Source organism: Mucilaginibacter sp. (genome assembly GCF_041660805.1).
Lineage (GTDB): Bacteria > Bacteroidota > Bacteroidia > Sphingobacteriales > Sphingobacteriaceae > Mucilaginibacter.
The window spans coordinates 16,212-31,411 of sequence record NZ_JBAZVP010000007.1; the positions used below are offsets into that span (position 1 = coordinate 16,212).

Genomic DNA, 15,200 nt, shown 5'->3' on the forward strand with positions numbered 1-15,200 from the left:
TCAACATCATGAAAAAGATCATATATATATTCATCTGCCTTTTAACATGCTGGACAACAGCCTGTAAAAAGCTCGACGTACCTCCTATAAATATTATACAGGATAAAGACGTTTTTACAAGCACCGGTGGTATACAAGCTTATATGGCCCGTATATATGCCGAATTACCAATAGAAGATTTTAGGTATTCTCCTGAAAGGGGTTTGAACTTCTTTTGGATCATCAGTCCGTTCCCTGCCGTCACCGGCGAGGCATTAAGCCGCGACCAACGGGGCGCTATGCAGGAGAATGTGAATGAGTCGCCATGGAGCGATTGTTACAAGCTGATAAGGGATGTTAACTACTTTTTAGATAACATGCCTAAATACGCAGCTACCTACACCCCGGCACAAGTTAATTCCTGGTTAGGTGAGGCCCGCTTTATACGCGCCGCTACTTATTTTGCCCTCGTGAAACGTTATGGCGGTGTGCCAATTGTTGACAAGGTGCTGGAGTTTCCAACCTCTAATGTAGACGACCTGAATATTGCCCGTTCCTCAGAAGATGCGGTATATGACTACATAGCGCAGGACCTTGATTTTGCATATGCAAACATGTCTGAAACAAACCAGGCAGGCCGTGCAAACAAGTATGTAGCGGCAGCCTTTAAATCAAGGGCAATGCTGTATGCGGGTTCAATAGCTAAGTATAACCAGATAAACCTTGTTGATGGAGCAGGAAACAGAGTGTGTGGTATCCCATCTACAAAAGCTGTTACTTACTTTAAAGCGGCTTATGATGCTGCCGTATTGTTAGATGGTAAATATACCCTTTACAAAAAAGTGTGGGCAGCCGGCGATAAAGATGCCCAGTATCAAAACTTTGTTAACATGTTTTTTGATGCTGCAAGCACCGAAAATATTTTTGTACGCGAGTATCACTACCCTGAATCAGTTCATGGATATGATTCATATAATGTGCCGCGCCAGCTAATGGGCGCCAATGGCTATTCATCAGAAGTTAACCCTACGCTTAACTTTGTTGAACTGTTTGATGGCCTGCCTAAAAACGCTGATGGTACCATTAAAACCATGACAGGCGGCAAATATGATCTGTACAATACTACTATGGATTTGTTTGCCAATGCCGAACCACGTTTACGGGCAACAGTTATCCTGCCTGGTGATCAGTTCAAGGGCCAGAGTATAGAGATCCGTCGTGGTATTTATACAGGCGCGTCGGCTGGCGGAATAAGTCCGCTTTTACCGGCAGGCTCAGCAGCAAATTATCCTACTACTAATATCGTACAGTCATCTAATGCTAATCAGTCACCGTATAAATTGCCAGACGGTACAACAATGAACCCGGCAGGCTTAAGCGGTATTTTTACAGGCGATGGCACGTGCGCAATCTCAGGTTTCTCGGTGCGCAAATACCTGGTGCCTGATAAGCCAACCTCTGAAGTACTTGAAAACCGTTCAGACCAAACCTGGATAGAAATACGTTACGCCGAAGTATTATTAAACCGCGCCGAAGCAGCTTATGAGTTAAATGCTTTAGGCCAGAATGATAAGAGCTATCTGCAGGAAGCTTTTACCGCGATAAACCAGATCCGCGAAAGAGCAGGTGCCGATATGTTAACCAGCGCCGCGGCCATAGGTAGCGTTGATGTTATCCGCAACGAAAGAAGGAAAGAACTTGGCTTTGAAAACAAAATATGGTGGGATATGCGCAGATGGAGAACTGCAGACCGCGAGCAAAATTCAACCATTTACAGGGTGTTGATGCCTTTCTATTCTGCAAACGATAAAAAGTACTTCTTTGATGCCCGTACCGACGAAAGAAACATCCGTTACACATTTGATGTACGCTGGTATTACGAAGAAATACCAAACGGAGAGATCCAAAAAAGTCAAAAGTTAATTCAAAACCCAGGTTATTAATTATACAACAATGAAAAAGATAATATATGTAATTGCTGTTTGCCTGGTTGCTGTTGCCGGCAGCTCATGCAAAAAGTTAGATAATTACGAACAGCCCAATGAAACTCTTAATGGCAGCGTAATTGATGCCGGTACAAGTAAAACACTGCAAACTGAAAATGGCGGCGGTGGTACCCGGATTAAACTGCTTGAAACCAGCTGGAGCGATAACCCAACACCATTTTATATTGCTTCAATGCAGGATGGTACTTTTAATTATACCAAACTATTTAAGGGTACCAATAAAATAAGTGCCGAAGGTGCCTTTGTACCGCTGGTACAAACAGATGCAACCGGCGCCACCATTGTTGACAAGAGCCAGACCGTTGAAATTAAAGGAACAACAACCGTTAACTTTTCGGTTGAGCCATTCCTGAGGATTGAGTGGGTGGGCGAGCCTGTTAAAAATGCAGATGGTACGGTAACGGCCAGCTTTAAAATGACCCGCGGCACTACCGACCCGGCATTTCAGCAGGATATTACGGATGTGCATTTGTTTATAAACTCAAATAAGTTTGTTGGCAATAATAACTTTGATAACCGTTATTCGCCTCAGATAGACTATAACGGATCAGCCGCTAACGCTCAATTAGGCCAAACTATTACCCTTACTACAAAAGGCGGGCCGCTGCCAACACAAAGAGAATATTTTATAAGGGTAGGCGCCCGTACTAATTACGGACTTAAATATTATAATTATACCGATGTTAAAACGGTAACCGTTCCTTAATACACTATACCAACCTGCTTAAGTATCTGTTTTAAAAGGTGCTTAAGCAGGTTTATCTACAAATACCTATGAAAAACATTTTACTATCCTGCTGCTTGTCAGCGCTTTCTTTAGGCGTTTATGCACAGAGTACACCGGCTGCAAAAAGCAAAGAGAAAACCGCGTTTCAAACCAGTAGTCCCTGGATGCCCGAAATTGATGTACGATCTGACATTGCCATAGTATATGGCGTTAATGACCGTAAAGGGATGACCTTTGAGCAGCGTGTAAAATCATGGCGCGATCACGGTTACCAAACACATTTTATGACAGGGATTGCCTGGGGCGATTATAAAGACTACTTTTTAGGCAAATGGGATGGCATAAACCATCTGGGTGTGGGGCAGGTTACTCAAAAGGGTGATACCATTTTTCATGGTAAGGATATGCCTTATGTAGTGCCGGTAAAATCATTTATCGAGTACATGAAAACCGCTGTAATTAAGCGGGTAATAGATGCCGGGATAACCAATATATTTTTAGAAGAGCCCGAGTTTTGGGCAAGGGCAGGGTACAGCGCCCCCTTCAAAGAAGAATGGCAGAAATATTACGGCTTCCCCTGGAAACCACAGCACGAATCGGCAGAGAACACGTACCTGTCCAGCAAGTTAAAATATCACCTGTATTACGAAGCTATTAAAGAGACATCAAATTATGCCAAAGCTTACGGTAAAAGCAAAGGCATGAATATTAAGGTGTTTATTGCCACACATTCGCTGGTAAATTATTCGTCATGGAAAATTGTTAGTCCCGAAGCAAGCCTTGCATCCCTGCCGGGTATTGACGGTTACATTGCCCAGGTATGGACGGGTACCTCGCGCGAACCAACATACTTTAATGGCAAAGAAAAAGAACGCGTATTTGAGAACGCGTTTCTTGAATATGGCTCCATGGTATCCATGACAGCTCCAACAGGCCGTAAAATGTTTTTCCTGACCGACCCGATAGAAGACTGGCCGCGCGACTGGAGCGACTACAAAAAGAATTACCAGGCAACATTTACAGCCAAGCTTTTATACCCGATGGTTGCAGATTACGAAGTAATGCCGTGGCCCGAACGGATCTATACGCACCCATACAAGGTGGCCAATAGTAACGAGAAGGTGCTGATACCTCAGTACTACTCCACCCAGATGCAAATAATGGTAAATGCCCTAAACAGCATGCCCGCCACAAAAGGCGCGGTTACGGGTGTGAACGGTATTGGTGTACTCATGAGTAATTCATTAATGTTCCAACGCTTTCCTACGCATAACGGGTTTGAAGATCCGCAATTCTCAAACTTTTATGGCCAAACACTGCCGTTGCTGAAACGTGGTGTACCGGTGCAAACAGTGCACATGGAAAACCTGTCGTACGCAACTTCGTTAAAAAATATAAAGGTTTTGGTAGTAAGTTACTCCAATATGAAACCGGTAACACCAGAGGTGCATGCTGCACTGGCAAAGTGGGTTAAACAGGGCGGTGTACTTATTTATTGTGGCCGCGATGATGATCCTTACCAATCGGTAATGGAATGGTGGAATACCAAAGGGAACAAATTTACTGCCCCTTCGCAGCATCTGTTCAAATTATTGAATATCTACCCATCTCCAGCCAAAGAAAAATATAACGTTGGTAAAGGAACGGTTTATGTGGTAAGGCAAAACCCAAAAGAATATGTGCTTGATGCCAATGCCGATTCAAAATTCGTTGACATTGTAAAGCAAGGCTATGAGAACGATGCCAAAGCAGGTAAGCTAATGTTTAAAAACAGCCTTTACCTGGAGCGCGGCCCTTATGATGTTATTGCTGTACTTGACGAGAACCCGGAAACAAAGCCATATGTTATTAAAGGCCCTGTTATAGATCTTTTTGACCCGCAACTGCCGGTACTTGCAGAAAAGACCATCAACCCCGGCGAACAGGCACTTTTATATAATGTAAACAGGGTGCCCGATAAAACAAAGCCGCAGGTTTTAGCAGCAGCTGCAAGGGCATCTGACGAAAAAATAGAAGGAAAAACTTATTCGTTTATTGTAAAGAGCCCAATTAAAACGCTGAATAGCATGCGTGTTTTGCTGCCTGCCCAGCCTAAAGTAACGAAGGTTACAGACGCTAACGGGCAAGCGCTTACAGATGTTAAAACATCATGGGATGCCTCTTCAAAAACAGTATACCTTGGGTTTGCAAATAACCCCGAAGGTGTTAAGGTTAACTTAAGTTGGTGAGAATTGAGTTGGTTTAAGATAGCTATTGCTACCATACATGGGTGGTTCCCGTGTATGCGTAGTAAAGCTGGATAAAGTCATGGCTCATTTATAACAAATATTTTAATGAAAAAATTCTTAGCGTTACTTGCTTTTTTACCGGTGCTTGCATCGGCACAAATTAATACCACCAACCTTGCAGACCTGGCTAACCCGTTGATGGGGACCGATTCAAAACCCTCACTTAGTAACGGGAACACCTACCCTGCTATAGCCTTGCCCTGGGGCATGAACTTTTGGACGCCGCAAACCGGTAAAATGGGCAGCGGCTGGCAGTATACTTACAATGCCGACAAAATAGTAGGCTTTAAACAAACCCACCAGCCATCTCCATGGATGAATGATTATGGCCAGTTCTCCATCTTCCCGGAAACGGGTAAGATAAGGGTTGATGAAGCAGAGCGGGGCAGCTGGTTCTCTCACAAAACAGAAGTTGCTAAACCTTATTACTACAGCGTTTACCTGGCAGATTATGATGTTACAACCGAAATAGCACCAACCGAAAGGGCAGCAAGCTTTAGGTTCACCTTCCCTAAAAGTGATAGCTCACACATTGTGATAGATGCCTTTGACAAAGGATCATATATTAAAGTGATTCCCGGCGAAAATAAGATAGTAGGTTACAGCACCCGCAATAGCGGCGCAGTACCGGGTAATTTTAAAAATTACTTTGTTATTTATATTGATAAACCTTTTCAAAAGGCTTCGGCATGGCATGATAAAGATGTTGATGACGGTAAATTAGAATACACAGGCAACCATGCCGGCGCGGTCATCAGCTTTAAAACCAAAAAAGGCGAAGTGGTGAACCTGCGTGTAGCATCGTCATTCATCAGCATTGAACAGGCGGAGCTTAACCTGCAGCGTGAGTTAGGTAAACAAAGCTTTGATGCGATTAAAGAAAATGCCAGAGCAACCTGGAATAAAACGTTAAGCCGTATGGCTGTTGAAGGCGGTACGGTAGATCAAATCCGCACTTTTTATTCCTGCCTTTATCGTATGCTTTTCTTCCCGAATAAAATGTATGAGTTGGATGGAAAAAATCAGATAGTTCATTACAGTCCGTACAATGGCAAGGTGCTGCCGGGCTATATGTTTGCGGGCACCGGCTTTTGGGACACCTTCAGGGCGCTTTACCCATTCCTTAACCTCGTATATCCGTCTATCAGCAAAGAGATGCAGGCAGGCCTGGTTAACGATTATAAAGAAGGCGGCTGGCTGCCCGAATGGAGCAGCCCCGGATACGCCGATGTAATGGTGGGCAATAACTCGGCATCCGTTGTGGCCGAAGCCTACCTTAAAGGTGGCCGTGGGTATGATATCAATACACTTTACCAGGCCTTACTGCACGGGGCCAATAATACAGGCCCAAAGGCTGCAGGCAGGCGAGGGGTTGAATTTTATAACACATTAGGTTACGTGCCGTACGATGTTAAGATAAATGAAAATGCAGCCCGTACGCTGGAATATGCTTATGACGATTTTGCCATTTACAAGTTAGGCAAGGCTTTAAACCGCCCGGCAGCCGAAACAGATGTTTACCGCAAACGGAGTATGAACTATAAGAACCTTTTTGACCCAACTACCGGTTTAATGCGCGGCAAAAACAAGGACGGTAAATTTCAAAGTCCGTTTAACCCCTTTAAGTGGGGCGATGCTTTTACCGAAGGCAATAGCTGGCATTATACCTGGAGTGTGTTTCATGATGTACAGGGACTTATTGATTTGATGGGCGGTAACAAAAAATTTGTTGCCAAGCTCGATTCGGTGTTTATACTTCCGCCGGTGTTTGATGATAGCTACTACCATTCTGTTATCCACGAGATCCGCGAGATGCAGATAGCCGGTATGGGCCAGTATGCGCACGGTAACCAGCCAATACAACATATGACGTATCTGTACAATTATGCCGGCCAGCCATGGAAAACGCAGCAGCACGTGCGCGATGTAATGGACAAAATGTACAAGCCCACACCTGATGGCTACTGCGGCGATGAGGATAATGGCCAAACATCTGCCTGGTACGTTTTCTCATCAATGGGTTTTTATCCCGTAACTCCCGCCAGCGATCAGTATGTAATAGGTGCGCCGCTTTTTAAGAAGATAACCGTTAAGCTGGAGAATGGTAAAACTATAAATATCAGCGCGGCCAATAACAGCGCCCAAAACAGGTACGTAAATAGTTTAAATGTAAACGGTAAGCCATATACACAAAACTGGCTTAGCCATTCCGCTTTATTGAAAGGAGCTACGCTTAATTTCAATATGTCGGCCCGGCCAAATCTGCAAAAGGGTATTGCTCCGTCAAATGCTCCGTACTCTTTATCTAACGAAAAATAAACACATCTACCTATGAGAAAAACATTTTACGTCCTTTTAGCAAGCCTTTTTATAACGGCGGCGGGTTGCAGTAAAGGTACTGACGGTACAAAGCCGGTTACCAAGCCACCGGATAATACACAGCCGGGCGACCCTGCATTTACCGCGGCCGATGCTACAGCCGCCTACACTGCTTTTAACAAGTATTTTTATAACCCAACTGCTAAGTTATATTATAGCAGCACCCGTCAAAACGGCGTAGCTGCCATATGGACACAGGCGGTTTATTGGGACATGGCCATGAACGTGTATGAGCGTACAAAAGATCAGGCGCAGCTTAAAATGATCAGTGATATTTACCAGGGTAACTATAATCAATACGATGGTTATAACTGGGATAATACCACAACCTGGTTTATTTATGATGATATGATGTGGTGGGTAATTGCCCTGGCACGTGCCAATCAGCTAACCGGTAATGACGTGTACTTGCAAAAGGCTATTGCCGGGTTTAACCGTGTATGGAACGGATCATATGACAGCGTTAACGGGGGTATGTTTTGGGATTTTAAGCACAGTGGTAAAAATGCCTGCATAAACTATCCAACGGTTATTGCAGCTATGCGCTTGTATAAAATAACCGGTGATGCAAGCTACCTGGAGAAGGCGAAATCAATATATGCCTGGTCCAAGAGCAATTTATTTGATGCTGCGAGCGGCCGCGTGGCAGATCACAAAATAGGTAACAACCCGCCGGGATATGAAGATTATACTTACAATCAGGGTACAGCAATAGGTGCTGCTGTTATGCTGTACAAGGAGACTAAGGATAACGCTTACCTTGCTGATGCCAAATTAGCCGCCGATTACACCAAAAATAAAATGGGCACAAATGGTATTTTGCCGGCCGAGGGCGATTTTAATGAACAGGGCGTTCTGAAAGCCATTTTTGCGCAGTACATGATGCAGCTAATAAATGATGGAGGCCAAAGCCAGTATTTAGATTGGATTAGAACCAATATCAACACAGGCTGGAACAACCGCGATACCCAAAGAGGCCTTACATTCAGGAATTATGCAATTCATTGCCCAACCGGAGATATCCAATCATATGAGGCAAGCAGTATAGTGACATTTATGCAACTATGCCCGCCTAAATAAACGCCCGGTTGGAACTGATTTATTTGACTTAGTATTCTTAGTACCCTTAATGCCCTTTGTAGTTAAATTTAACCACAAAGGGCATTAAGATTTTGCACAAAGGGAGATTGACACCAAATTTTCTTTTTTTACCAGGTTTTGCTTTTTACTTATGATACGACCCCATAGGAATATTGGAAATATAAAGTGTAAGTAAACGATCAAAACAGATATGTTGCCAATTTTAAAATGATAAATTTGAAAACAATCTATTTAAAAGTACGCGTACCCAAAGTTTGATCACTAAGCTTTATATTAAGTATTTCGGTAATAGCTAATTATGAGTATACTCCTTATTGTAATTTTTATTCTTGGCTATATAGGTATAGCCTTTGAGCATCCGTTAAAATTAAATAAGGCTGCTTCAGCTTTAATCACAGGGGTACTTTGCTGGACAATCTACATTCTGCAAAGCGAGTCCACACATTCGGTAAGTGAAGAGCTCCTGCATCATTTGGGAGAGATAGCTTCGATCCTGTTTTTTTTACTGGGCGCTATGACAATTGTGGAGCTAATTGACTCTCACGATGGGTTCGACATCATCACACAAAAGGTAAAAACTACCAGTAAAGCAAAATTGCTGCTGATCATTACCGCACTTGCTTTTTTCCTTTCTGCACTACTTGATAATTTAACAACAGCAATAGTCATGACATCCCTGTGCTCAAAAATATTAAGTGCGAAGGAAGACAGGCTTTGGTTTGCAGGTATGATTGTGATTGCTGCTAATGCGGGCGGTGCCTGGTCGCCATTAGGCGATGTAACCACTACCATGCTTTGGATTGGAGGCCAGATCACCGCATTGAATATCATGAAACAATTGATATTGCCAAGCCTTGCTGCCAGCGTTATTCCTGCTTTAATTGTTGCTTATCGCTTCAGAGGAAAGACAATTGCAGCCATGCCGGTATCTGTTTGTACACCAATGGAAAAAAAGAATGGTAAAATAATTCTTTTTGCGGGCGTTGGCTTTTTATTATTTGTTCCGGTATTTAAAACGGTAACTCATTTACCACCGTTTATGGGCATGTTACTTGCTTTGGGTTTAATGTGGGTAATTATTACTATCATCCATAAAACCAAAGACGAGGAAGAGGCAGAACGATTTACTGTTGCCAGGGCATTGCAGAAGGTTGATACGCCGAGCATTTTATTTTTTCTGGGGATATTATTAGCCGTATCTGCCTTACAGTCATTTGGATTACTCAAAGAGCTGGCTGGTTTTCTCAGTAACACTTTAAAAGATGATTACTTAATTGGCATTGCATTGGGTTTACTTTCTGCAATAGTTGATAATGTGCCCCTTGTTGCAGCATCACAGGGGATGTATGATTTATCCACCTACCCAACCGACCATCCGTTTTGGGAATTTCTGGCGTTAACTACCGGCACCGGTGGCAGTGCTGTTATCATTGGCACGGCGGCTGGTGTTGCCGTGATGGGGATTGAGCAAATTGATTTTATGTGGTACCTGAAAAAAATTGGGTGGTTAGCTTTAGTCGGTTTTGTGGTAGGGATATCGGTATTTTTTTTGCAAATGTCATTAGTAGGTTAACCCGATAATTGTCTGCTAGTGGTTTTCAATATTTAATAGAGCAGACAATTAATTTTAAGAAATATATAGAGATTTTTAGAGGTTTTTAGAGATTTTTCGGATGGTGGTTTGTATGATGATAGCATCTGCCATAAGCTGAAATTTGCTGTTTGTAATTTTTTCCTTATCATTGCCCAGGTAATCAAAAAGGCACATTTATGTAATAAATAATTTCTTTCAGGAAAAATAAACAGGACCCGCATAGCGTAGGCTCCTGCAATTATTCACTCTTTAAAGAAGGAAATTATGCTTATTCTTCAAGGTGTTACTTACATACATCCCAACAGAGATTTATTGTTTGCTGATATAAATCTCACCATCAACAAACAAGATAAAATTGCCCTGATAGGCAACAACGGTACAGGGAAATCTACCCTTTTAAAAATTTTAGCCGGAAACTTATACCCTACGAACGGACTTGTAAAAGCTGATTCGAAGCCTTATTATGTGCCGCAGATTTTTGGCCAGTTTAATGATTATAGTATTGCTCAGGCTCTTCAGATTGAGGGCAAGCTAACCGCATTAAAAGAAATTCTTGATGGCAATGTAACAGATGAAAATTTGACATTGCTTGACGATGACTGGGCGATTGAGGAACAGTGCAAAGAAGCTTTTGCGCACTGGAAGCTTGATGGATTGAACCTTTCCCAAAAAATGGAAACCCTCAGTGGCGGGCAAAAAACTAAGGTTTTTTTGGCGGGAATAATTATTCACCGTCCTCAGATAGTTTTATTGGATGAACCAAGCAACCATTTAGATACACTGAGCAGGAGTATTCTTTATGATTATATAAAGCTCACTGCCAACACTTTAGTGGTGGTAAGCCATGACAGGACATTGTTAAACCTCCTTGATGCCGTATATGAGCTCAGCAAACGCGGTATAACTATCTATGGCGGTAATTATGATTTTTACGCGGAACAGAAAATGATTGAAAGTGATGCTTTAAATCAGGATTTAAGGAGCAAAGAAAAAGCGTTCCGTAAAGCGAAAGAAACAGAAAAGGAGTCTTTGGAACGGCAACAAAAGCTTGATGCCCGTGGAAAGAAGAAACAGGAAAAGGCCGGGCTTCCTACCATCTCAATGAACACATTCAGAAACAATGCGGAGAAAAGTACTTCGCGGATGAAGGGTGTCCATGCCGAAAAAGTGGGTGCGATCTCTCAGGAACTAACCGAGTTGCGTAAAGAATTGCCTGGCATTGATAAAATGAAGATGGATTTCGATAATTCCGCACTTCATAAAGGAAAGATATTGATTACTGCAAAAGACGTTAATTTTGGATATGGCGATCAATTGCTTTGGAAACCAGCCTTAAGTTTTCAAATAACAAGTGGCGAACGGATTGTGGTTAAGGGGCCAAACGGATCCGGCAAAACAACCCTAATAAAAATGATCTTAGGAGAGCTTGAACCACTGTCAGGAACCATTTACAGGGCAGATGTCAGGGCCATTTATATTGACCAGGACTATTCGTTAATTGATAACAGCCTTACCGTTTACGAACAGGCGCAACAATTTAATTCGGGGGTATTGCAAGAGCATGATATCAAAATTCGCTTAAACCGGTTTTTGTTTACAAAAGAATATTGGGACAAACCTTGCAGGGCGCTTAGTGGTGGAGAGAAAATGCGACTGATGCTTTGTTCTTTAACAATAAGCAATAAGGCCCCGGACATGATTGTATTAGATGAACCGACAAATAACCTGGATATTCAGAACATAGAAATTTTAACCGCTGCCATTAATGAATACAAGGGAACGCTCTTAGTTGTATCTCATGATGAATATTTTCTAAAACAAACCAATGTAGAACATTCAATTATTGTTGGCTAATTCCGTTTTATAGGATCTGAGCGGTAACCATGCAATGCTTAAGTATTATAATTCGGGTAAATAGTACGAATACCCTTATCGCCGGCAATAACTGCCTTGGTAGCCATCCGGTAAAATAAGGAGTGGTCAACAATGCCCGGGATCATTTTTATTTGGATGTTTAATATGTCGGGCGCTATGGTTTTATCAAAATGTATATCGGCCAGCAAGTTGCCGTTTTCGGAGATAACCGCGCCATCTTTTTGAGTACTCATCCGTAAGTTTACCTTAGCTTGCGGATGATCTGTGGCCAGCCTGAGAAGTACCACCTGTATTGCCTGGGGCAGAACCTCAATTACCAGGGGGTAAGTTGTATCAAGTTGCTCTGCAAACTTCCCTTCATCACCCATTAAGATAAACTCATTGGCCATTGAGGCCAGGATCTTTTCGGTAGTATGGATTCCGCCGCCGCTTTTTAGGGCATTAAGCTCCTTGTCAAACTGGTCGCATCCATCAAAATATACATCCAGGTGCTTTAGCTGGGCGGGTGATTGTACCCTTAACCCATGTTCTAATAAATTGGATGTGGTTTTAAAGGATGACGAAGTGAAAATTAACGAATCAGCCAGATCAGTTTTTTGGCTGATGAGGTTAATTAAATGAGCAACTGTTGACCCTGCTCCCAAACCAATTGTTTGACCGGTTTTTATTAAACTTAGTGCTGCTTTTGCGGCTTCTATCTTATAATCGGTCATATGTGTTAATGTTAAAAATCGGAATAAGCGACCGGGCGAATGAAGATTATATCGGCGTGTGAAACATTGTGCTGATATTCTGGCTTTGCTACTAATTCTTTCCAATAAGCATCCTTACCAAATGCATCCCAATGTTTGTCCCTGTCTTCCTTACTGTTAAATGTGGTCATATACATTAAATTAGGCATATGGCTTCCGGCAATTACTTCACCATAAAAAACAGCGTTGAACCCTAATCTTTTAAAAAGATTGATCTCATCGCCGATATTGAACATCTTTACCTTATTGATGTTATATTTTTCTGTAGCGCTTTCATAACTGCGTAACTCATAAACTCTTTCTGATTTATTTGCTGTAAGATTAGGCACCGATGTGCCGGGCATGCCCGGGAAAGCTTCTAATATAATTGTCTCAATACGGGTATAAGGTGCATCTTTATAATCTGCATCAATATATTCTTTACCATCCGCTAAATATTTTGAATCGGCTTGTAGTTTATTGGCATTACCTGATAACTTTTGCAGAGAAGAAAAAGGCGTAAAAACATAGATCATTCTGTTTGTATCCTGCTGTACAACCGGTTTAAAAACACCTACGTTTTTAACACCTGCCCTATGCATTGCCGGTACATAAGCCTGCTGTAGATATTGTTCAATTTTATCTTCCTGTGCCTGCGTTTTAAAATGATATATTTTAATCTGATAATAATTTGGAGCAACTGCACTTGCAAATGTGGCTGTATTATTAACAAGCACAAGTATAAATAAGCAGCAAGATAGGGCAATACGAACTAATGAAACTCTCATAAAATAATTTTCGGGTGAATAATAATTGGGTACATATACTTACTATAAAGGCAAGTATATGCCGGTAAAAGTATATTTATTAAGCCATAAAAAAAGAAAGCCCGGCGGCTAATAAATTAGTTAGCTCGTAAATATGGATTGTATGATACGGTTTACAACCTATTAAAAATTCATTTTATTCTCTGCGAACTTGCATAAACCATCCATCAGGTCGCTAAGCTCCGTTCCTTTATCGGTAAGGGCGTACTCTGTTCTTGGGGGATTACCCGGAATATAGCTTTTACTGATAAGCTCATGCTGTTCTAAAAATTTCAGCCGGTCGGCAAGGATATGATCGCTTATAAATTCAAGATCTTCTTTTAGGCTGGTAAAACGTGAATGCCCTTCTTCTATGCTGAAAAGCACTTCAGTCATCCATCTTTTACTCAATATATTAATTAATTCAGTGAGCGCACATTTTTCTTCCAGGAATGATTGATTATGAAAATTGCTGGAACTTAGTTTTCTTTCTGCCATACTAACTTTTTAATGAGGGACTAATTACTTGTTTAATACTTGGTCTGAATGACCAATAACTGTTCTTTTGTGGCTAAAGTAGCAGGTAGGATTTACTTATCCGTGTTATATCTGTAATAAATTTACTACAAAATCTATTCAAAAGAAAGTATAAAATGAAATATCGCAAATTAGAAAACACAGATTTATGGCTTTCAGAAGTCACTTTTGGTGCCTGGGCTGCCGGTGGATGGATGTGGGGAGGCACTGAGCGGCAGGAGGCTATTGATGCTATCAGGGCATCTTACTCCCTTGGGGTTACTTCTATAGATACAGCGCCAATATACGGGCAAGGTACAAGCGAAGAGATAGTTGGAGAGGCGATTAAAGGCCTGCCGCGTGACAGTTTCCAAATTTTAACGAAGTATGGTATGCGCTGGGATCTTAAAAAGGGAGATTTTGGTTTCCACAGTAAAAAGAATAACGGAGAAGAAATTGACATTTATAAATATGCCGGAAAAGAAAGTGTCATTAAAGAATGCGAAGACAGTTTAAAAAGGTTGGGAACAGATTATATTGATTTATATCAAATTCACTGGCCCGATTCTACGACCCCTATTTCAGAAACGATGGAAGCTGTTTCAAGGCTCATAGAACAAGGTAAAGTGCGCTATGCCGGGGTATGTAATTATAATGCCGCTCAAATGGCCGAAGCAGAAAAGTACGTCGGCCTTGCATCAAACCAGGTTCCGTATAGCATGGTAAAACGTTCTATTGAAAATGAATTAATACCATACTGTCTTAATCACCAAAAATCAATACTAGCTTACAGCCCTTTAGAGCGTGGCCTTTTATCTGGTAAAATGAAGCCTGGCTATCAGTTTGCAGCCGGAGACCATCGTAAGGATGTGCCATTTTTTAAAGATGAAAATTTAAGGAAGACCAATGAATTTTTAAATTTGATAAAGCCAATAGCAGATGAAAAAGGCATAACACTTAGTCAGCTTGTTATATTATGGACGTTGGAACAGCCCGGTATTACCATTGCGCTTGTTGGTGCAAGGAATAAAGAGCAGGCCGTTGATAATGCCAAAGCATTAAATACCGCTCTTACCCCGGATGAAATAGCAATAATTTCTAATCATCTTAATAATTTAAAACTGGAGCTTTAACTATCAGTAAGATGATTATATTTCAGCATGAAGTAGTAATGAAGTAATGTTGCATTACAGAGGTA

General features: G+C 41.7%; 11 protein-coding genes. 8 read left to right on the plus strand and 3 right to left on the minus strand.

Annotated features, from left to right (window positions below):
- The first annotated feature begins 8 nt into the window (after positions 1-8).
- The 7 genes from WC743_RS11575 to abc-f all read left to right on the plus strand — a co-directional run bounded on the left by WC743_RS11575 (position 9) and on the right by abc-f (position 11,928).
- Complete coding sequence (locus WC743_RS11575; RefSeq protein ID WP_373012146.1) at positions 9-1,922, plus strand: RagB/SusD family nutrient uptake outer membrane protein; 1,914 nt, start codon at positions 9-11, stop codon at positions 1,920-1,922.
- Positions 1,923-1,932: 10 nt separating this feature from the next.
- Positions 1,933-2,691, plus strand: coding sequence for a DUF3823 domain-containing protein (locus tag WC743_RS11580; protein WP_373012147.1), 759 nt, complete (start codon positions 1,933-1,935; stop codon positions 2,689-2,691).
- Positions 2,692-2,759: 68 nt separating this feature from the next.
- Positions 2,760-4,940, plus strand: a complete 2,181-nt coding sequence (locus WC743_RS11585; RefSeq protein WP_373012149.1) for a hypothetical protein — start codon at positions 2,760-2,762, stop codon at positions 4,938-4,940.
- Between the two features lie 105 nt (positions 4,941-5,045).
- Positions 5,046-7,319: a GH92 family glycosyl hydrolase gene (locus tag WC743_RS11590; protein WP_373012150.1), complete on the plus strand. Its 2,274-nt coding sequence runs from the start codon at positions 5,046-5,048 to the stop codon at positions 7,317-7,319.
- Positions 7,320-7,331: 12 nt separating this feature from the next.
- Positions 7,332-8,459: a glycoside hydrolase family 76 protein gene (locus WC743_RS11595; protein WP_373012151.1), complete on the plus strand. Its 1,128-nt coding sequence runs from the start codon at positions 7,332-7,334 to the stop codon at positions 8,457-8,459.
- Positions 8,460-8,778: 319 nt separating this feature from the next.
- On the plus strand, positions 8,779-10,053 hold the full coding sequence (gene nhaD / locus WC743_RS11600) for a sodium:proton antiporter NhaD (protein WP_373012152.1): 1,275 nt from the start codon (positions 8,779-8,781) through the stop codon (positions 10,051-10,053).
- A 285-nt stretch (positions 10,054-10,338) separates the two neighbouring features.
- Complete coding sequence (abc-f, locus tag WC743_RS11605; protein WP_373012153.1) at positions 10,339-11,928, plus strand: ribosomal protection-like ABC-F family protein; 1,590 nt, start codon at positions 10,339-10,341, stop codon at positions 11,926-11,928.
- Between the two features lie 38 nt (positions 11,929-11,966).
- On the opposite strand, the gene rpiA is transcribed toward abc-f, so the two are convergent.
- From rpiA to WC743_RS11620, 3 genes are all read right to left on the minus strand, one after another.
- A complete protein-coding gene (gene rpiA / locus WC743_RS11610) occupies positions 11,967-12,662 on the minus strand; it encodes a ribose 5-phosphate isomerase A (RefSeq protein WP_373012154.1) in 696 nt (231 codons plus the stop codon).
- Between the two features lie 11 nt (positions 12,663-12,673).
- Positions 12,674-13,468, minus strand: a complete 795-nt coding sequence (locus tag WC743_RS11615; RefSeq protein ID WP_373012155.1) for an NIPSNAP family protein — start codon at positions 13,466-13,468, stop codon at positions 12,674-12,676.
- Positions 13,469-13,630: 162 nt separating this feature from the next.
- A complete protein-coding gene (locus WC743_RS11620; RefSeq protein ID WP_373012156.1) occupies positions 13,631-13,984 on the minus strand; it encodes a winged helix-turn-helix transcriptional regulator in 354 nt (117 codons plus the stop codon).
- A gap of 155 nt (positions 13,985-14,139) precedes the next feature.
- On the opposite strand from WC743_RS11620, the gene WC743_RS11625 reads away from it, so the two are divergent.
- Positions 14,140-15,135, plus strand: a complete 996-nt coding sequence (locus WC743_RS11625; RefSeq protein ID WP_373012157.1) for an aldo/keto reductase — start codon at positions 14,140-14,142, stop codon at positions 15,133-15,135.
- Positions 15,136-15,200: the final 65 nt, after the last annotated feature.